The 20,154-nt window shown below is 44.2% G+C and carries 21 protein-coding genes and 2 tRNA genes; 9 read left to right on the forward strand and 14 right to left on the reverse strand.

Going from position 1 to position 20,154, the window contains the following annotated elements:
• Nucleotide 1 precedes the first annotated feature (1 nt).
• On the forward strand, nt 2-1,093 hold the full coding sequence (locus NL644_RS14185; RefSeq protein WP_253658538.1) for an outer membrane protein: 1,092 nt from the start codon (nt 2-4) through the stop codon (nt 1,091-1,093).
• Nucleotides 1,094-1,137: 44 nt separating this feature from the next.
• On the opposite strand, the gene NL644_RS14190 is transcribed toward NL644_RS14185, so the two are convergent.
• The 5 genes from NL644_RS14190 to NL644_RS14210 all read right to left on the reverse strand — a co-directional run bounded on the left by NL644_RS14190 (nt 1,138) and on the right by NL644_RS14210 (nt 3,853).
• Nucleotides 1,138-1,752, reverse strand: coding sequence for a sugar O-acetyltransferase (locus NL644_RS14190; protein ID WP_253658539.1), 615 nt, complete (start codon nt 1,750-1,752; stop codon nt 1,138-1,140).
• A gap of 208 nt (nt 1,753-1,960) precedes the next feature.
• Nucleotides 1,961-2,272: a hypothetical protein gene (locus NL644_RS14195; RefSeq protein ID WP_046874879.1), complete on the reverse strand. Its 312-nt coding sequence runs from the start codon at nt 2,270-2,272 to the stop codon at nt 1,961-1,963.
• A 208-nt stretch (nt 2,273-2,480) separates the two neighbouring features.
• Nucleotides 2,481-2,915: a DUF962 domain-containing protein gene (locus tag NL644_RS14200; RefSeq protein WP_012841889.1), complete on the reverse strand. Its 435-nt coding sequence runs from the start codon at nt 2,913-2,915 to the stop codon at nt 2,481-2,483.
• Nucleotides 2,916-2,992: 77 nt separating this feature from the next.
• A complete protein-coding gene (locus NL644_RS14205) occupies nt 2,993-3,346 on the reverse strand; it encodes an MmcQ/YjbR family DNA-binding protein (protein WP_253658540.1) in 354 nt (117 codons plus the stop codon).
• Between the two features lie 24 nt (nt 3,347-3,370).
• A complete protein-coding gene (locus tag NL644_RS14210) occupies nt 3,371-3,853 on the reverse strand; it encodes a MarR family winged helix-turn-helix transcriptional regulator (RefSeq protein WP_005393451.1) in 483 nt (160 codons plus the stop codon).
• Between the two features lie 110 nt (nt 3,854-3,963).
• On the opposite strand from NL644_RS14210, the gene NL644_RS14215 reads away from it, so the two are divergent.
• Entirely contained in the window at nt 3,964-4,851 is an 888-nt protein-coding gene (locus tag NL644_RS14215) for a DMT family transporter (protein ID WP_253658541.1), read from the forward strand.
• 173 nt (nt 4,852-5,024) lie between these two features.
• Here NL644_RS14215 and NL644_RS14220 read toward each other — a convergent pair whose 3' ends face one another.
• Nucleotides 5,025-6,521 carry an EAL domain-containing protein gene (locus NL644_RS14220; protein WP_253658542.1) on the reverse strand — a complete coding sequence of 499 codons (1,497 nt, stop codon included), beginning with the start codon at nt 6,519-6,521 and terminating at the stop codon, nt 5,025-5,027.
• Nucleotides 6,522-6,909: 388 nt separating this feature from the next.
• Here NL644_RS14220 and NL644_RS14225 point away from each other — a divergent pair, with 388 nt between their 5' ends.
• Nucleotides 6,910-7,356, forward strand: coding sequence for a DUF3291 domain-containing protein (locus NL644_RS14225; protein WP_046874876.1), 447 nt, complete (start codon nt 6,910-6,912; stop codon nt 7,354-7,356).
• Between the two features lie 222 nt (nt 7,357-7,578).
• Nucleotides 7,579-7,875 (forward strand): YkgJ family cysteine cluster protein, encoded by a 297-nt coding sequence (locus NL644_RS14230; protein WP_074191235.1) that lies wholly within the window; start codon nt 7,579-7,581, stop codon nt 7,873-7,875.
• 138 nt (nt 7,876-8,013) lie between these two features.
• Here the strand turns inward: NL644_RS14230 and NL644_RS14235 are convergent.
• From NL644_RS14235 to hppD, 8 genes are all read right to left on the reverse strand, one after another.
• Nucleotides 8,014-8,090 (reverse strand) — tRNA-Val (locus NL644_RS14235).
• A 32-nt stretch (nt 8,091-8,122) separates the two neighbouring features.
• Nucleotides 8,123-8,199, reverse strand: a tRNA-Val gene (locus NL644_RS14240).
• 179 nt (nt 8,200-8,378) lie between these two features.
• Nucleotides 8,379-8,717 carry a hypothetical protein gene (locus NL644_RS14245; protein WP_005377830.1) on the reverse strand — a complete coding sequence of 113 codons (339 nt, stop codon included), beginning with the start codon at nt 8,715-8,717 and terminating at the stop codon, nt 8,379-8,381.
• A gap of 120 nt (nt 8,718-8,837) precedes the next feature.
• Nucleotides 8,838-9,497 (reverse strand): DUF2726 domain-containing protein, encoded by a 660-nt coding sequence (locus NL644_RS14250; protein WP_046874874.1) that lies wholly within the window; start codon nt 9,495-9,497, stop codon nt 8,838-8,840.
• A gap of 195 nt (nt 9,498-9,692) precedes the next feature.
• The gene (gene maiA / locus NL644_RS14255) at nt 9,693-10,361 is read right to left on the reverse strand and encodes a maleylacetoacetate isomerase (RefSeq protein ID WP_182018882.1); all 669 of its coding nucleotides are present in this window, start codon (nt 10,359-10,361) and stop codon (nt 9,693-9,695) included.
• Between the two features lie 21 nt (nt 10,362-10,382).
• Nucleotides 10,383-11,420: a fumarylacetoacetate hydrolase family protein gene (locus NL644_RS14260; RefSeq protein ID WP_182018883.1), complete on the reverse strand. Its 1,038-nt coding sequence runs from the start codon at nt 11,418-11,420 to the stop codon at nt 10,383-10,385.
• A 9-nt stretch (nt 11,421-11,429) separates the two neighbouring features.
• Nucleotides 11,430-12,560 (reverse strand): homogentisate 1,2-dioxygenase, encoded by a 1,131-nt coding sequence (locus tag NL644_RS14265; protein WP_226421856.1) that lies wholly within the window; start codon nt 12,558-12,560, stop codon nt 11,430-11,432.
• On the reverse strand, nt 12,553-13,626 hold the full coding sequence (gene hppD / locus NL644_RS14270) for a 4-hydroxyphenylpyruvate dioxygenase (protein WP_253658543.1): 1,074 nt from the start codon (nt 13,624-13,626) through the stop codon (nt 12,553-12,555). Before hppD ends, NL644_RS14265 begins: the two co-directional genes overlap by 8 nt.
• Nucleotides 13,627-14,165: 539 nt before the next feature.
• Between hppD and NL644_RS14275 the strand changes: the two genes are divergently transcribed.
• The 5 genes from NL644_RS14275 to NL644_RS14295 all read left to right on the forward strand — a co-directional run bounded on the left by NL644_RS14275 (nt 14,166) and on the right by NL644_RS14295 (nt 20,148).
• Nucleotides 14,166-15,272 carry a M20/M25/M40 family metallo-hydrolase gene (locus NL644_RS14275; protein WP_253658544.1) on the forward strand — a complete coding sequence of 369 codons (1,107 nt, stop codon included), beginning with the start codon at nt 14,166-14,168 and terminating at the stop codon, nt 15,270-15,272.
• 264 nt (nt 15,273-15,536) lie between these two features.
• Nucleotides 15,537-17,147: a peptide ABC transporter substrate-binding protein gene (locus tag NL644_RS14280; protein WP_253658545.1), complete on the forward strand. Its 1,611-nt coding sequence runs from the start codon at nt 15,537-15,539 to the stop codon at nt 17,145-17,147.
• Between the two features lie 144 nt (nt 17,148-17,291).
• Nucleotides 17,292-18,212, forward strand: coding sequence for an oligopeptide ABC transporter permease OppB (gene oppB, locus NL644_RS14285; RefSeq protein WP_005377838.1), 921 nt, complete (start codon nt 17,292-17,294; stop codon nt 18,210-18,212).
• Nucleotides 18,213-18,221: 9 nt separating this feature from the next.
• Nucleotides 18,222-19,154 (forward strand): ABC transporter permease subunit, encoded by a 933-nt coding sequence (locus NL644_RS14290; protein ID WP_005377839.1) that lies wholly within the window; start codon nt 18,222-18,224, stop codon nt 19,152-19,154.
• 10 nt (nt 19,155-19,164) lie between these two features.
• Nucleotides 19,165-20,148: an ABC transporter ATP-binding protein gene (locus NL644_RS14295; RefSeq protein WP_025766748.1), complete on the forward strand. Its 984-nt coding sequence runs from the start codon at nt 19,165-19,167 to the stop codon at nt 20,146-20,148.
• Nucleotides 20,149-20,154 lie beyond the last annotated feature (6 nt).

Here is a 20,154-nt window from a genome sequence, read left to right on the forward strand (position 1 = left end):
TATGAAAAAATATTTGACCATGTTATCACTGAGTATTGTCGCCTTTCCGAGCTTAGCCACCATTGAGTTATCAGATCACCTGTCTTTGAGTGGTTTTGGTTCGACATCTTGGTCTAAGTCGGAGAACTCCACAACGGTTCTCGTCAACCGCTTTATTCATGATGAAGCCTGCTACGATTGTGACACAACCTTCGGCCTGCAACTTGATTACTTTTACAAGGCATTTCGAGCATCCGCACAGATAGTCAAGCGTCCGCAAGATCATTGGAGCTCGCCCCAATTAGAGTGGGCATATTTAGCTTATACCTATAAAAATGTAGAGATACGTGGGGGACGATTGAGGCTGCCGCTGTTTTTGATGTCTGAGTATAATTATGTCGGTCACGCTTTTACCCAAGCTCGACCACCAAATGAAGTGTATGACAGCATATTAGGCATCACCGCTTACAATGGTTTATCCATTCGCTGGAATCACGACCTCAATGAGCAAATCATGCTTACTGCAATGCCGTTTATAGGGTTTAAAGACAGCAGTGATGTCACCCTCAACGAAGATACTGAACTGAAGATCGAATCAGACAACACAGCCGGAATAAACTTAACACTCAGCGGAAATGCCTACCGTTTGAACTTTTCTTATCTACATGGCGATTATGACCAAACTACGGTTCTCTCCAATACCAAGCAATCCACACCTGAAGGAGGAGCCATGTTAATTGACCGTTTGGTTCTAAAAGAAAAAGGCAATACGATTGACCAGTTTTCTCTAGGCGTAAGGTATGAGCTTGATAACGTTGTGATAATGGCTGAAGGACAAACCAGCAACATTTCCTCCTCTTGGTACGCAACAACGAGTTACAACGTGAATAAATTGACCCCCTACATAGTTTACGGCCAACAGTTTAATAGCAGTGATACAAAGAATGGGGACAGCTATCTGTTTGGGGTGAGATACGACCTAGATTATAACGTGTCACTGAATGCTGAATGGCAAAAGTTTAACGCCCACAATAACGATACTGGCGCGTTTTCATCAATACCAGAAGATAACAGCGCCAATCTTTACACCCTGATGTTAAATTTCGTTTTTTAACTTTTCTATACTGACATCGTATAAACCATGGGCATTTACCTTTGTTATCGTTGATACATGTTGTGCGTGATTTGACGCTCTTTGTAATAGAATTCTTTGTCATGTTCGCCTATCTCTCGCAATACACGACACGGGTTCCCTACCGCAACAACATTACTTGGTATATCTTTCGTTACCACGCTACCAGCACCAATTACGCTGTTTTCTCCAATCTTGACGCCAGGCAATACCACTGAGTTAGCGCCGATCCATACATTATCACCAATATGAATAGGGATATTAAATTGCGCAACTTCTCTTCTGAGCTCCGGTTCAACCGGATGGCCTGCCGTTGCTAGTGTCACATTGGGACCAATCATGACACTATTGCCAATGTAGATATACGTATCATCGACTAGGGTTAAGTTAAAGTTTGCATACACGTTATCACCAACGTATGTATGCCCCCCCCAATTCGCCCGAAGCGGCGGCTCAAAATAGCAGTTGTCACCAACAGCGCCGAGCAAACGTCGTAATATTTCTGTACGCTTTTCAGATTCAGAAGGCCGAGTTTGGTTGTAATCGTAAAGAACTTCTAAACACTGTGTTTGCTGCTCGACTAACGCTTCATCATTACAAAAATATATTTGCTGACTATGAAGCATTGATTCACTATCCATAATATCCTCCGTTCTATCTGCCCAGTAGCTTCAGGCTGCTGGAACACCTCGCAATACGAGTTCCTGTCAAGATTGGCTAACAGAATGCATGATGTCGTTTTTTGCAATAAGTTTAATGACATGCTTGCGAGGCCTAACGCAAAATACCGAATAACTTGAAAGAAATATGTGAATCAGACGAGTAAATAACACAAAGCTCGATGCAGAGTTAGCTTTGTTTATCTCGTTTCATTTTCAAGCGCTTTTCTTTACGTCGTAACGCTCGGAAAAACTTCGACTCCTCGTGATACCAGCCGATAACACTAACCGGGAAGCCCACTAGCATCATGATAAAAAGATCCGCGGGCAGTTGCTCCAAAATATCACTCAGGGAGTGCAGCTCACCAAAAATGAATAAACCAATGACTTTACCAAGCAATAGTGCGCAACAAATCATAAAAAAAGACTTCATGATGTAATGCCATTTGCCTTTTTTACGCTCTTCTCGCCAATAGGCATATTTATGTTGTCGGTCGTACATTCATCCCCCAAGTGACAATGTCACTAGCCACAAACATTCAGGCAAAGTAACAGGCTTTAGCTGCACTCTAATGATAGTGTGAATTAGAAGCGAATGCTTGTCATGGCAATGAGAAAGCGGCACATCATGCTGCGCATTTTACGACTTTATGGACGCTAGCATGATCGCGCAATACAGGGAGATATCAGCTTGTTAATTACGGAGTGAGTTAATGTTTTCGGAACACCCAAATTGGACCAATAAGAAGAAACTGCAAATCTTCGAAAAAAGACGGTTTCTTCCCTTCTATTTTGTGACCAATGAACTGCAAGATCCACAGGACACCGAATAGGAGCATCGAAATATGCAGTACGGGCAGCGCCAATACCTCCAAAGACCATATCAGGCCGATGCACGCTAATGTATACCCTAACATCATCATAAAGACGCTGAGAGACAAACGAAAATAGAAAACCCATACCGGTATGACAGCAATCCAGACCCAGTTAAACTCGAAACCCAAGATGGAGATTTGAGGAATTGACCAAATTAGACCGACCACAGATAGGTAAATACCCGGAACTGCGATTGTGTGAATCTTTTGGTTGATGGGGTTTTGATGGCTCTCCCCATATTCTTTTAGCCATTCAGATAATGCTCGCATATCATTCCTACTTTTCCGCCTACTTATTCTTATATAGCTTGAGGATGGAAAAGGTGCGAATTTTTCAGTAATAGCTATTACTGACCAAGCAATGCTCGTTGCACTTTTGGTAGTTTGGCAACGACGAGAGTATAAGAGCGTTCACATAAATCCTGAATCAATCCATCTTCCACATCACCATTAAAATAAACCGTTATCCAGTGACGCTTATTTAGGTGATAACCAGGAGTGATGTCCGTAAACTGCGATGTTAAGACTTCTCCATCTTCTGGTTTTACTTTTACGCTGACATACTCCCGACCGTTTCCCTCTGCAATAATCGCAAACATTTTACCTTTGATTTTGTATACAAGCGCTTCTGGCCCAAATGGGAAATCACTCTCCGCACACATAAAGGTACTTAAATAACCTTCTAACTCTTTGCTTCTCATTCCGTCCCACCCTTCCTGTATCTTTTACTCAAACAAAGGCAATAGTAGTCTTAACGCCTGGTTAACCTGCGCTTTCTCATTGCCTTCTAAACCATGTAGCAGCGATTGCTGAACGTCCACATGCTCTAAGATCAACTTGTCAATTAAGGTTAAGCCCTTTTCAGTTAACTCAACGGTGACACTGCGTCTATCTTCTTTACTGTGTGTTCTGGTAATAAAGCCTTTCTTCTCGAGTTTATCTAATCGGTTCGTCATCGCGCCCGAAGTGAGCATCATCGAATCAATTAGCGCTGAGGGAGTAAGGCAATATGGTGAACCTGCTCGGCGAAGTGTCGCCAACACATCAAATTCACCCATCTTAAGATCGTACTTCTTATGTAGGTCAGCGACCCGACACTCCATGTGCTTAGCAATTCGCATTAGCCGACCCATAATTGCCATCGGTTCAGTGTCGAGCTCTGGCTTCTCCTTAGCCCACTGCTCTACCACTCTATCAATTGCGTCCATGGTTTCTCTCCAAACGTCATTTAATTTTTATTTTAACATAAAGATACTTTACAAAAAGTAACCTTACCGATATCTTTACAATTAATTATCTCAACGTAAAGATATTTAACATGAATATTTTGCTTGCAATGATCCCGGCTTTTTTTTGGGGGACAACTTATGCTGTTACTCAGTTTACGCTTCCGGACTGGCCTCCCGTTTTACTTGGTGCGCTAAGAGCATTGCCTGCGGGTCTTTTGCTCCTCGCAATAAAGCCATCTTTCCCGAAAAAGAGTGAATGGAAAGTGCTGCTTGTTTTAGGAACTATCAACATCGCTTGCTTCTTTGGTCTCATTTTTGTCATGGCGTTGACGCTTCCTTCTGCGATCTCAGGTGTCGGTATGGTATCAGTGCCCGTTTTTGCGATGCTGTTTGGCTGGGCAGTCTATAAGCGCCAGCCAAGCGCAATACAGGCAATAAGTGGAGCGACTTTGATTGCTTTGGCTTGGTTCTTATTTGATCCTAGTTCTATTTCGCTCAACCCTATGGGCTTGCTGGCGATGATCTCCGCCATAATGTGTATTGTGGTAGGCAGTAGCGTAACGAAATCACTAGGAACGAAAATGCATTGGTGGACAGTATTAACATGGCAGCTCATTTTGGGTGGTGTGATTACGTCTGTCGCAACAAGCGTGCTGGCAATAAACAATCCAGAGCCATACGTTACAGCCATTCAAAACTTATCAATGACGAACACCCTTGGGCTGCTGTGGGTGATCATTCTGAACACTGCATTAGGCTACGGCATGTATGTTTGGCTATTGCAGCGTATGTCGGTCGTTGACTTTACTTTTGGTGGTATTGCCAACCCCGTTGCGGGCATTGTGTCAGGTTTGCTGCTATTAGGTGAGACTTTCACCCCTCTCCAATACAGCTTGATGCTAGGGATGATTGTTATGTCATTGCTCCCTCAATTGATCGCTTCATTAAAAACCAAAAAAGCCGCCCTTTCTTCCTAAGTAAAATCCTAACGCCCGATGCTAAAATCGGGCGTTCATATTCTCTGTAAACTCTGTTTGAATTCTAAGACTTCAACAGGTTTTTTATGGAACAGTGAACCCAAAAAGGTTCAGCAATAAAAAAGGTGCCGAAAGACACCTTTAATAATGAATACGCCCCATTATGCCTTGCTTTAAGTCATCACAAGGTTGTTAATAGGCTCTGGTTTAGCGTAGACATACCCTTGAATAAGGTAAATAGAATGCTGAGCCAAATACGCGACTTGAGCATCGCTCTCTACACCTTCTGCAATCATCTCACATTCCGCTTTCTTTGCTGCCGAGACAATAGAATCCAACACTTTCAATTTTTGGTCATCAGAGCCTATTGGGTCGATGAACATCTTATCCACTTTCAAGCATCGGATACCCAGATCTTGCAAATAAAAAAAGCCGCCATACCCAGTCCCAAAATCGTCAATTTTGAACTTGTAGCCTTTATTCGCCAGATACAAAATCTCTTTTTTCGCTGCCTCTGTATCTTTTACAGGAATTCGCTCGGTCAACTCAAAATGCACTCTCTTCGGACATGGCCAATTCAGTTCTGACAGTAACTTAGTGAGTTCACCTGACTCTAAATGGGAAGAAACAATATTGATGCTGACCCACACATGCTCAGGTAACACACTAAGATCTTGTATGATTTTACGAATAAGCTGATTCGTCATTGGGACAATCAGACCACTTTCTTCTGCAGCGCCGATGAACATGTTTGGCGGCACCATACCATCACGGCGAGACCACCGAATCAGTGCTTCATACCCCACTGTTACACCATCACGGCTATCGACTATCGCTTGGTAATAAGGGACAAATTCCGCATTATTAATCCCATTCTGGATCAAGCCTTTGATAGACTTTCTCAAGCTCTTACTGGACACATATACAAACGCAAAAGCCAGCCCCATAAGCACACTGACTAGGCCTCCCCATAGAAAGACTCTTTCCTGAGCATAGCTCTTCAGTTTCTCGCCACTGTGTATTTTGATGAGCATATTGGCTTGAGAATCAGCCGAGAAGAATAACTCTTTTGAAACTGCCGCTTCTTCTGCTGCAATGGCTGGTTTTCCTCGACTTATTGTTAAATCTCCAAATACAGGCTCATCATATATAAACTCGACGAACAAACAGTCTTCACAAGGCGTTTTTATCACTTCTTTGACCCAACTATTATCGAGAACCCAGACAACTTCAACATGTTCATTTTCATAAATGACCATCCACTCAACTTGATCTTGGTGTTCCGGTAAAATAAGTGATGCAAAAAAGTTTTCGCCAAGCTGAAATCGTTGCGCATTGGATAAATGAGATACTTCGCGACCAATCGTGGAGCATGTTTTACCGTCATTCGTTTCCATCGCAATAAAACGGATGTAACGATTATAAAAACGTGGGTCGCGTAATGTTCTAACATCACTATTACTGCACGTGAAATCTAACTGCGAAACCTGCTTTACAATCGCCTCATCCAAATACATGGATCGTTGGTGTAAATAATCGACATAGGTGTCTATTTTAGTCTCTTTGATATAGCTGATGTAAAAATTGGCTATTGAATTAAAAGCCACAACAAAAACTGCAATGGGAACTAGGCCAAGCAAAATGGCATTTCTTGTTATCTTTGTAATCAAAGTTCCTCCTAACGTTCAGCCAAACAACTTAAATTAAAGAGTGACATGAACACTATCTCACGTTCACACACCAAAAAGTGAGGATCGAATCTCAATAAGAAGTATAGAAGCGCAAGGCTTGCCACAGAAAATGAGAGTACTGCTGCATATCCAAGATAGCAACTCTCTTGAGTGAGACTTACCGACGATAATCGCGAGAAAAGAAGGGCTTATGCTCAACATAACCAATGTATAAAACGACTTTTTTGCCATCCAATGACTCGCCACAGTCACTAACTTTCTAATTGACCTTTGAAGGCACTAGCAACACACTGCATGATAAAATAGGAAAAGCTACTTAGAGCTTTTGACCAGCATTACAGGCTTATCGACCAGGGAGGGTCATGAAATGAAATTAGCTCAATTAAATATTGCGCTTGCTAAATACCCTTTGGATGCACCAGAAATTAAAGAGTTCGTAGACAATTTGGACTTAATTAATGGTATAGCTGAAGAAAGTGAAGGCTTTATCTGGCGTCTAAAAGACGACTCCGGCGATGCAACAAGCATTAAATTATTTGATGACCCGAACATGATTGTAAACATGTCTATTTGGGAAAGTACTGACTCACTTAAAAACTTTATGTTTCGTACCGGTCATAGAGATTTCATGCGCCGAAAAAGCGAATGGTTTCATCGTTTAGCGGAGGATAGCTATGTTCTGTGGTGGGTAGAAGACGGTTATATACCAACACCACAAGAAGCCTTGTTACGCCTTCAGCATTTGCGCGAAAACGGAGATACGCCATTTGCTTTCACATTTAAAACCAACTTTACAGAAGCAGATCTTGTGTAAAGTACACGTATGCCAAAGAATCGGCGTTCAAATTTACACTGACTATAAGGTTAATTGGTGTGAATCACTGTCAGTTCTACCGACTTACTCGGAAAGGCGGGCAAGTGAACGCATAAAATGCGTTCACTTGGTTTATCGTTAATAGGGTGTTCTATTTAGAAATAAAGTTCATTCGTGCTAAATTTACGGTACCATGCACAATTGACCAAATTGTAGTTATTCATGATTATACCAACTAAGACTCCCTCTCCCCTGCCCTCTGATGTATCTTGCTCTAACTGTAAGGCTTGTTGTTGCCGTCTCGAGGTTATGATTATTTCAGATACTGGCGTACCTGAAGAGTTTATTGCGCGTGACCAGTATGGAGGCGAAACAATGATGCGGCTAAATGATGGTTGGTGTGCAGCTTTAGACAGAGACACATTAATGTGTACGATTTACGAAAATAGGCCTTGGATTTGCCGCGAATTCGAAATGGGCTCCAATGAATGTTTAGATGAACGAGTTAAATTCTTGTAAAACCACTCAAATTTACACTGATGGCAATGCGGAGTATTTGTAGAAAGTGTGCAAAGGAAAAGTAAGGTGTTTAAATCTGAGTATCAACAAATTATGGATACAAAAAAGCCCACCGTTTGGTGGGCTTTTTCTAAAATTTGGTGGGTCCGGGCGAACTCGAATCGCCGACCCCTACCATGTCAAGGTAGTACTCTAACCAACTGAGCTACGGACCCAAATTTTGTGTTCCTAACCATTCAATTCAGAATGGTGCGTCCGAGTGGACTCGAACCACCGACCCCCGCCATGTCAAGGCGATACTCTAACCAGCTGAGCTACGGACGCATTTCTCTGGAACGACGAGGATATTAGCTATAAGCGAACGACGGTGCAAGCACAAATTTACCAACTTTGAACCGTTTGGCGAAAATGTAAACTCAACACGCGTTTTCAGATGATTTTATCGACAAGGACTGAGCCTGCAGGGTTTAAAAGTGTGATCTATATAACTTTTATTATCTCACTTAATTGTCGTAAGGCACTTCACTGAGCATCCAAATCTGTAAGGTTTGCGATACCTTAGGGCAAGTACCAAATAAAATCTGATATTTAGGTTTAAATGGTTCGCCGATATAGGTTGTACGGATCAACTCTCCTGTTTTAACATCCACTTGAGTGCTCACCCTGCCTTTGAAGTTTTGAAATATGACAAACTGCTCACTGTGGTAAACCATTTGCTCTCGGTAAAACAAGAAATGATCTTGGGGTGTCTCCGTTAACTCACACTCCAGTGGTTTCAAATTAGGTATCGCACTAACATTAGATGCGATGAACAACGCTGACAAAATCCATCCGTATCGCATATGGCTTCCCTATTCTGCACTCTTTTTCAAAGTATAGGTCTTGCCTTGGGGACTGATACAAAAAAGGCTTTGATTGTCTCGAATCAAAGCCTCATCAGTTTTGCTGTTCAACTGTCGTCTTTAGTCGTCCGACTCAAACACCACATTGTAATTCTCGGTGTAAGTACAATTTGGTTGGCGGCTGCAAGTAAAGAAGCGTCGACCTTTGAATTCACCTTGGCTTGCGGTTTTAATGATCATCGGACTGCCACATTTTTTACAAAAGCGCACTTCTTTATCGGGCTCAATCAAATCAATGTGTGCTGCAAGCAAACGACGTAATCGCCCAACTTGATAACTGTGCTTTATCGAAGCGCCGATTAAAGGTAGGTTTGCCGTCTTACAAACATGGATCAGTAACTTTTGTCTTTCTACCTTGCCCTTGCTTAACTCTTGCCCGTTATCCAATTCAACGATCACACGCGGCTCTAGCGTCCTAGGATCACAAATAACGTAATCAAAATAACTTCGAGATATGCGATTGTTCGCGACAAAAAACTGCTTCTTATTTTTGATTTCTTTTGGCGTAACCAAACTGGACATGTTTACTTTCGCGAATACTACGGCATGCTCCCCTACCGCCGCTCTTAACGCATTATAGAACGCACCCTCTTGACCTCTGAGCAGAGGACCTTTCGAGCGATAAGGATAATCACGCGTGTCGTCGTGCTTAATCACGTACTTTTGAATAACAAAGAAGAATAAAACCAGAAGAACAACAATGATAAAAATGTTGGTCATAAATAAAGTGCATCCAAAACAACTCGTTGCTCAAAGCGTAAATGGAAATGCTATGCAGAGCAACAAAACCTCGCAATTTTGAGGAGCCACTACGATAGCGTGATACAGAAAATTTGACTCCCCAATAAAAACGAGCCAATCACACACTTGGATTGGCTCGTTTAAATTTTTGTTAATACATTATGATGCTAAGAATCAACTATTAGCGTCTGGCTGATTCTCTGGCATCGCATCAATAAAAGCAGGCATTTGATTGCATGACTGCACAACCGCGTTAATGGTTGGATAAAGAGAAGTATCTACACCAAAGCGTTGTGCGTTATAAAATTGTGGTACCAGACAAATATCGACAATAGATGGCGAGCTTGTCAGGCTAAACTTACAATCACCATTTAGTTTACGATGCTTCTGAAGTTTCTCTTCTAATGCTGCAAAACCTTTGTGGATCCAGTGATGAATCCAAGCGACTTTGCGCTCTGGCTCGCAAGCTAACTCCCCCTCTAAATACTGTAGAACTCTTAAGTTATTCAGAGGATGAATCTCCATTGCAATATCCTGAGCCAAAGCCAGTGCTTGATATCGAAGTGGTGTTTGCTCGGGGATCACAGTGACATCCGGATAGTGTTCTTCTAAGTATTGAATGATGGCCAGTGACTGGGTTAACTGAACCTCCCCATCCACCAGCACAGGAACCAGTTCAGAAGCGTTTAACTCATGATACTCGTCACTGTGTTGTTCACCACCATTGCGCACCAAGTGTACCGATTTTGAATCATACGATAACTCTTTAAGATTCAAACAAATACGCACACGATACGCCGCTGAAGACCGCCAATATCCGTACAAAACCATGCTATCGCTCATATCGTCTCCCAACTGGCGCTCTTAATGCTTGAGATATTGGCTAACTTGTTGGTCAATCGAACCAAAGATGTTGTTGCCATCCGCATCGAACATTTCCAGTTTGATTGAGTCGCCAAACGACATGAAGTTAGTCGACGGTTTACCATCACGAATGGTTTCAATCATGCGAACTTCCGCGATACATGAATAGCCAACGCCACCTTCTTCAATAGAAGTGCCATGTTCCGTTCCCTGCTTGTTGGATACCGTACCTGAGCCTATAATCGCCCCAGCAGATAGCGGGCGCGTTTTAGTCGCGTGAACAATTAAGTCTGCGAAATCAAACGTCATATCGATACCTGCATTCGGGCGACCAAACGGCTTGTGGTTGTAGGTCGAGACCAATGGTAAATGCACTTTGTTTTCGTACCACGCATCGCCTAGTTCGTCAGGTGTTACTGCCACAGGAGAAAACGCAGAAGAAGGTTTAGATTGGAAAAAACCAAACCCTTTAGCTAATTCTTCGGGAATTAGCCCACGCAGTGAGACATCATTCACCAGCATGATCAAACGAATCGACTCCTGAGCCTCTGCAACACTTGCGCCCATTGGTATGTCACCAGTTACCACAGCAACTTCGCCTTCGAAATCAATACCCCATTCATCACTGGCAAACTCGATGTTGTCACAAGGACCAATAAAGGCATCAGAGCCTCCTTGGTACATCAACGGATCCGTCCAAAAACTCTCTGGCATTTCAGCGCCGCGAGCTTTTCGAACCAACTCAACGTGGTTTACGTAAGCACTGCCATCAGCCCACTGATAAGCGCGAGGAAGCGGCGACTCACAGTAGTGTGCTTCAAACTCTTCATACCCTGCGACCGTACCGTTGTTCAGTGCGACGTACAGCTCTTCCAGTTGCGGTGCTAGCGCATCCCAGTTATCAAGCGCCACCTGCATCGTCGGTGCTAAGTTCATGGGGTGGAAAATTTCTGTCGCAGGTACGCAGCGCGTTAAGTCTTTGCTCACGACCATCAACAAACCGTCACGAGTGCCATTTTTCTTGGTTGCTAATTTCATCCTTGCCTCTTACTTCTCTTGCCAGCTATAGACGTATTCTTTGTTTTCTACTTTTTCCAGCTCATCCGAAAACTGAAGTGCGTGACGCGTATCGATCATGACCGCAACTTCGTCGGTAAAAGTCTTCTTGTGCTCTCGCCCTGCTTTGAATGCTTTCGGGTGAGGACCATGCGTAAATCCTGCTGGATGGAATGTCACCATGCCTGCTTCAATGTTGTCACGGCTGAAGAAATCACCTGCATGGTAGAACAAGACTTCGTCATAATCGTCATTGTTGTGATAGAACGGTACCTTGAGCGCTCCAGGATCACTTTCAATTGGACGAGGAACGAAGGTACACACCACAAATCCTGCTCCTACAAATGTAGTATGTGCAGAAGGCGGTAAGTGGTAACGATGTGACATAAGTGGACGAATATCACGCCAATTCACTTTTACCACCGCCAAATCACCATGCCAGCCAATCGCATCCAACGGGTTGAATGGGTAAGTGATAACACTGACTTTATCGTGGCGTTTCACCTGAACCTGTGTTTGATTCTCAGAATATTGAGCACGGAACTGATCGTTGATCGACGGCGTTTCTAAAACCGCCGGATCAAACACCGCGTGGTTTCCAACCATGCCTTTTTCGGGCAATGTATAGGCCGCATCGGTGTTTTCGATCATCAAAATGAACATCGGCTCGCTTGGCTCAAAACGCCAGCTCGTTGAGCGTGGGATCATGACATAATCCCCTTCGCTCACTTTCAAATGACCATAATCACAATACAGATCTGCCGTACCTTGGTGGATGAATAGCAGTTCGTCGCCATCAGCGTTTCTCACCAAGAAGTCCATTTTTTCATCCATACGCCAGACACGAACTTTACAATTTGCGTTGTGTAATAGATGCGGGACTGCCCAAGGGGTAATATGGCTGGCTTTCTCGACTAGATTAAAATCGAACGCTCGTGGACGTAGCTCGCCCTCCCACTCAGACCATCCCGTTGGGGCATGTTGATGATGAAAATGTGTTGCGGGGCCAAAAAAACCACTTCGACCTGCCTCACGTTCATAAATTGCCTCTTCCGGGAAGTCAGCATGCGCTTGTTTAGAGCACACTCCCTCCCGGTGAGGGAATGTGATCCATTTATGCATCGCTCAATACTCCTCGGCGAATTTGGTCTTCTTCTATCGATTCAAACAACGCTTTGAAGTTACCCTCGCCAAAGCCTTCATTGCCTTTACGTTGGATGATTTCGAAGAACACAGGGCCGATAACGGTTTGAGTAAAGATTTGTAGCAAGATGCCATCTTTCGTTGGCGCACCATCAATAAGAATCTGCAAATCACGAAGCTTGCTTACATCTTCACCGTGGCCTTCAACACGCTGATCGACTTTCTCGTAATAAGTATCTGGCGTTGGCATAAAGTCCATGCCTCGCTCACGCAATGTTTTGACCGTTTCGTAGATGTCGTCTGTGGTCAATGCGATATGTTGAATGCCTTCGCCATTGTATTCACGGATAAACTCTTCAATCTGTGATTTATCATCTGACGACTCATTGATAGGAATTCGGATTTTGCCGCAAGGTGCGGTCATCGCGCGGCTGACAAGACCAGTCAGCTTACCTTCGATATCGAAATAACGAATTTCGCGGAAGTTACCAATGCGCTCATAGAAACCAGACCAGACATCCATGTTGCCTTGCTTAACGTTGTGCGTTAAGTGGTCGATTTCGTAAAGACCAACATTCGCTTTTGATAAACGCTCATCAGCATCATCATAAAAACGAAAATCGACATCATAGATGCTCAGCTTTCCATAACGATCGACAAAATAAAGCAAGCTTTCACCGATGCCATAAATAGCAGGAATGCTAAGCTCCATCGGCCCAATTTCCGTTTTATATTCTTTACCGCCATTCTCTAACGCATGCGCCAGAGCAACGGTCGCGTCTTTCACTCGAAATGCCATGCCACAAACCGACGGACCGTGGACTTTGGCGAATCCCTCAGCTTGGCTATGCGGCTGCGCATTCACAATAAAGCTAATGTCACCTTGTCGATATAACCACGCTTCTTTTGAGCGATGCTTTGCAATTTCCGCAAAACCTAACGATATAAACAGATCTTTAAGCTGTTGAATGCCTTTGTTGTCAGCAGCGGTATATTCAACAAACTCAAATCCGTCTGTTCCTAGTGGGTTATATGCATCAACCATGACTTTCTCCTTGTCTCAGTAGCTTTTGTTTGGACTTATTTTTCTAACTTGGCGCAGGTCTTGAGAAATTGGAATACGTGGGGAGAAATCTTTACCTTGGCGATTTTTACGCACAATTGTAAAATATATGTTACACGCAGTAGGCACATCGAACCCACTTTCGTAAACATCAAACAAACTGCTTATTTTCAATATATTAGATTGATATTTTCGGCTTTACGCCAACACACAAAATGTAAACAAGTTGTTACTTTGGCATTTTATCTTGGCAACGTAGCTCAAAAAGTAAAAGGAGATGGAAAGTCTATTGCACCCTATCTCTATCCGATTTATTCATTTGATCCTGCAAAACATCAAAAGTAATGTTTCGTGACGCTTCATACAGTTCGAAAGGCTCATCGGTCAGAATCGTGTCATGGATACTCCTTTATTGATTCACCTCAGTTTTATTCAAAAGTAACTGTGCCATAAGTGGTGCTCTGTTCCCTATCGAGCCCTAGCCACAGTGCTTCACGCTCGATCAGAAAAAGAGACATCTAATGACACACATCAATCAAGAACGCCTAGTTGAACACTTTTGCCAACTAGTACGTATCGACAGCGAATCAAAAAACGAAAAACAAATTGCAGAAACACTGGCAGAACAGCTAGGCGAGCTAGGCTTTACCGTGCACAAGCTTCCAGTGCCTGAGCATATTTCTAACGGTTTTAACGTGTACGCCCGTTTAGACGGCAAAAAAGACGGCTCTATCCTAATGAGCTGTCATATGGATACGGTCACTCCAGGTATTGGCATTGAGCCAATCATCGAAGACGGCGTTATCCGTTCAGAAGGCAATACGATTCTTGGTGGCGATGATAAATCTGGTATTGCTGCCATCATGGAAGCCGTTCGTTGTATTCAAGCGGAAAACCTTGAGCACAAAACGTTAGAGCTTGCTTTCACCGTGTATGAAGAAGGCGGTTTATTCGGTTCACAATACTTCGATATGTCACACGTCACTTCAACGGAAGCAATCGTGTTAGATACGGGTGGTCCTATTGGCACTATTGTGACCGCAGCCCCAGGCCAGCAAAAAATCGTGGCAACAATCAAAGGTCGACCAGCACATGCAGGGCTTGCGCCAGAAGAAGGCATCAGTGCGATCATGGTGGCGGCAGATGCTATCAACCAAATGAAGCTGCTTCGCATCGACGAAGAAACGACAGCCAACATCGGTATAGTGAATGGCGGTCAGGCCACAAACATTGTCATGCCTGAATTAAAAATCGTGGCAGAAGCACGCTCCCTGAATGGCGATAAACTAGATGCTCAGGTCAATCATATGATCTCAACATTAGAGTCTGTCTGTGAAAAACACGGTGCAGAAGTCGACATTGAATCTAGCCGAGCCTACGATGCATTTGTTATTGAAGAAAACCACCCACACGTTAGCGCTATCAAAGCGGCGTTTGCAGAGTTGGGAATTGAGGCTTTCACAAAAGGCACTGGCGGCGGTAGCGATGCTAACAACTTTAACAAGAAAGGTCTCACAACGGTCAATCTTTCAACTGGCATGGCAAAAGTACACACGACAGAAGAGTTTATCGCGGTAAGTGATATGGTCAAAATCACTGAGTTCGTAAAGCACTTCCTAGTCAGTTAATGTCGTGCCTTTTGAAGAGCAGACTGACTATCTTCCCCTTTTAGCCTGTGCTTGAAGGGGATTTTAATTTGTATCTAAGCAAAATTACTTCCCGTCATGCCAACTTGATATCAGATCTTCAAAGAAATTCCCCTAGCTCACTTTTTGAGACCAGACAGCTCAATACCCGACACCCTGTTACAGTAATGTTAAAACTCGATTGTGTGGACAATTTATACAATATACATTTCTAGCATCTTTCAGGATGAAAAGAGTGAGACAAGGATGAAATTACCTAAGTTGCTTTTGTTAGCGTCGATGATGAGTCCAATACTGGCAACATCAAGCTATGCCGCGCCGTATCCCGCAGGTGTGACCCTCGATGAGACACAAGAAATTACGCTAAACAATGGGGCTGAAGTTACTTCTATTGACCCAGCCAAGCAAGCCGCAGAGCCCGCTTTTAATCTCGGTCGAGACCTATTTGAAGGTCTGGTCATTCAAGATAAGCAAGGTAAAACCATTCCTGGTGTTGCTGAGTCTTGGTCAGTCAATGACAACAATACGGTTTATACCTTCCACTTACGTGATGCAAAATGGTCCAATGGCGAAACGGTCACTGCACAAGATTTTGTCTACAGCTGGCAACGCTTACTGAATCCAAGCACTGCTTCACCATACGCTTGGTTTGCGGCCATTCCAAATATCGCAAACTCACAAGCCATTATGAAGGGCGAAGCAGAACCCGAGTCTTTGGGCGTGAAGGCGCTGGATGAAACAACGTTCCAGGTAACACTCGAAGAGCCGATTCCCTTCTTTACGAAACTATTAAGTCATCCAGTGCTTGCACCCGTTCATAAAGCGACCGTTGAAAAACATGGCAACCGTTGGACCCAGCCTGAGCATATCGTTACAAATGGGGCGTTTACTGTCTCTGAATGGAAAGTTAACGAAAAACTAGTGATGGTTAAAAACCCACATTATTGGGACGCAAGCAATGTAGTGCTGGAAAAAGTCACCTGGCTACCAATTGGTGATGCAAATGTAGTGCTAAACCGCTACCTAGCCGGTGAGATAGACCAAGCGGTTTCCATTCCTGCCGCTCAGAAGAAAAAGTTAATTCAACAACGCCCACAAGAAGTGGCAAGCACTAGTGCGTCTCTTGGCTCCACATTCTATTACCTCAACACTCAACAAGGACCAACAAAAGACGTGCGGGTCCGTAAAGCCCTCTCATATGCCATTGACCGTCAACTTTTAACGAGTGCTATTTTGAGAAACGGTGGGGTTCCAATGTATACCCTTGTGCCACCTCAAACCGATGGTTTTAAACCTCACACTCCTGAGTTCGCAACTTGGAACCGCCATAAACGTATCGAAAAAGCGCAGCAATTACTGTCAGAAGCTGGATACGATAAAAGCAATCCGCTTAAGTTAACGTTTACCGTACCAACTTTCTCGATGGACGTAAAAGTGGCAACGACCATGGCAGGTATGTGGAAAAGCCGCTTGGGTGCGCAAGTCACAATAAAACAGCTAGAACCGAAAGTGTTCTACGCACTTAAAGAGCCGACCGACATTACTCGCGGCAGCTGGACGGCCGACTACAATGAAGCCTCTACATGGTTGGATATCTTCGTTTCTAGTGGCGAGTACAACGATTCTCGTTATAACAACCCGCAATACGACGAGTTAATGGCTCGCTCAAAGACCATGAGCAACCCATCAGAACTGTATCTACAAGCAGAAAGCATGCTGATTGAAGACATGGCCATAATTCCTATTTATCGTCCGGGTAACGATCAATACCTCATCAAGCCTTATGTGGGCGGCTACGAACTGACAAACCCTGAGTCGTCGTATTACCGCAAGAATGTCTATGTGAAAGCCCACTAAAAGCATGTTTTCGGTCTGAGTCGGCAAGTTCAATGTTTACTTGTCGTTCCTCATATCTCTCGGTGGAGAAGGCAACCTGAGCTCAGACCATTTTTTATTCATAACCGTTCGAAGTGATTTCGGATGACCAAAGGATGATGGATCATGATTTGGTACATTGTTAAGCGATTAGCTATCGCTATCCCCACGCTTCTATTCATCGCACTCGTATCATTTTGGCTGATGCACATTGCACCAGGGGGACCATTTGATATGGAACGGCCTATGCCAGAAGTGGTACGTGCGAATATCGAAGCAAAATTCCATTTGGACCAGCCCTTCCTTACTCAGTTTTGGATTTACATTGGTAATTTCATACAAGGAGACCTCGGTCCGAGCTTCGTTTATCAAGACTTCAGTGTTACACAGCTCGTCGCACAATCATGGCCAGTTTCAGCAGTATTAGGCGTACTCTCTTTTTGTATCTCCGTTCCACTTGGCATGTTACTTGGCACCATTGCGGCATTAAACCGAAATAGCCGCCTAGATTACGGCCTGATGACACTTTCGATGACTGGAGTTGTGGTTCCAGCTTTCGTGCTTGCTCCGGTTTTAGTCATGATTTTCGCTATTCAGCTTGGCTGGTTCCCTGCTGGTGGTTGGGAAGGAGGAAAGCTGGCTTTCCTTGTTCTTCCCGTGCTCAGCCTGGCGATTGGTTCCATTGCGAGTATTGCGCGTGTCATGCGTGGCGCAATGATTGAAACGCTCAACCAGCCATACATTCGAACGGCAAAAGCCAAAGGTTTGTCCACAACCTACATTTTATTCCATCACGCTTTGCGACCATCTTTGATTCCCGTCGTTGCGATGCTCGGCCCTGCGTTTGTGTCTGTCGTGACAGGCTCGGTGATTATCGACATTTTCTTTGGTACAGGTGGCATGGGACAACACTTTGTGTCTGGAGCTCTCAACCGCGACTACGGCCTAGTAATGGGCATTACTCTGATTGTCGCTTCACTCACTATCTTCTTTAACCTTGTGGTCGACTTGCTATATACGATTATCGACCCTCGTATACGCGTTTAGGAGTCCGGCATGTTAACGATCAAAAAACTGGATACACAAGCTCTTCAAGATCAAGTCGTCGACAATATTGAAGCCGTCGAAGGTCGCAGTCTTTGGCAGGATGCATGGACTCGATTTCGTAAAAACAGAGCCGCGATGACATCAGTGTATGTTTTGGCGTTCATTACCTTATGCATCACTTTCGGCCCCTCTCTTGCCGCTTTTGGCCATGATGAAATTGACTGGGAAGTGCTCATCGATCCATACGAGCTAGGAAAACCTTCACTGAGCAGTGGTCATTACTTTGGTACCGATGATCTCGGGCAAGATGTCTTTGCTCGCACGATGCAAGGCGGCAGGCTCTCTATTTTGGTAGGTTTTGTTGGCGCCTTAGTCGCCGTTGTTATTGGTACGATTTGGGGAAGTATTTCCGGCTATCTTGGCGGCGTTGTCGATAGCGTAATGATGCGCATTATTGAGGTGCTCGATTCGGTGCCATTTATGTTTATGGTTATCCTGTTTGTTACACTTTTTGGCAACAACATCTACCTGATTTTTATCGTGATCGGAATGGTATCTTGGCTGGGCATTGCCCGTGTTGTACGTGGTGTCACCTTCGGTCTAAAAAAGCGAGAGTTCATCGAAGCCGCACACTCTATTGGGGTTTCTAAATTGACAATTGTCCGACGCCATGTTCTGCCTAATGTTCTTGGGATCGTGATGGTTTATTCCTCCTTAATGGTACCAGGATTCATTATGTTCGAATCGTTTTTAAGCTTCTTAGGGCTTGGTGTTCAACCACCAGACACGAGCTGGGGAATCCTAATCTCCGAAGGCGCAAAAACGATTGACGTTGCATTGTGGATGCTGCTTTTTCCCTCTCTGTTTTTAGTTGCCACCCTCTTTTGTTTTAACTTCATCGGCGATGGCTTGCGTGATGCTCTTGACCCGAAAGACCGATAAGGACAAACCCATGCTATCTATTGAAAACATGAACGTGCGCTTCGATACGCCAGATGGGCAAGTGCAAGCGGTCAGTAATCTCTCCTACTCGATTAAAGCGGGCGAAACTCTTGGGATTGTTGGGGAATCAGGTTCGGGAAAAAGCCAGTCTGTTTTCGCATTAATGGGGTTAACCGCGGACAACGGCGCCGTGTCTGGAAGCGCAATGTTCCACGGTGATGATTTACTCGCGATGTCGAAAAAGCAGCTCAACCGCATCCGTGCAGAGAAAATCGGAATGATCTTTCAAGATCCGATGACGTCACTTAATCCATTCATGAAAATTGGCAAGCAGCTTTGTGAAGTTCTCATGATTCATAAAGGAATGAGCCGAAAACAAGCAAAAATTGAATCGATTCACATGTTGGATGCGGTGCGTATTCCCTCTCCCGAAACTAGGATGAATCAATACCCTCACGAATTATCTGGCGGAATGCGTCAGCGAATCATGATAGCGATGGCATTGTTGTGTAAGCCCGAGTTGTTAATTGCAGACGAACCAACCACCGCGTTAGATGTAACCGTTCAGGCTCAAATTTTGACGCTATTACGAGACTTACAACAAGAGTTCAACACGGCAATTTTACTGATCACTCACGATATGGGCGTCGTCGCCGAGATGTGTGATCGCGTATTGGTCATGTATGGTGGTCAAAAAATGGAGCAATCCGATACCGAGACATTGTTCGCTCAACCTGCTCACCCCTATACTCAAGGCCTGCTAAAGGCTATTCCTTCTATCACTGAAGATATGCCACGTTTACCAACCATCCCAGGTAACCCACCAAGTGCGTTGATTAACCATCAAGGGTGTCCGTTTAGAGAGCGGTGCGAGCATCGAGAGACGCGTTGCCAATACGAAACCCCACGGTTTTCTCCATTAAACACGAGCCAGTCCATTGCCTGTCACGTTAAAGCACCCAGTGTTATCACTCCTATTCAAATAAAAGCTTAAGGAGGC

Origin of the sequence: Vibrio sp. Y10_XG_PY6, from assembly GCF_024181795.1 — a bacterium.
Classification (GTDB): Bacteria; Pseudomonadota; Gammaproteobacteria; order Enterobacterales; family Vibrionaceae; genus Vibrio; species Vibrio diabolicus.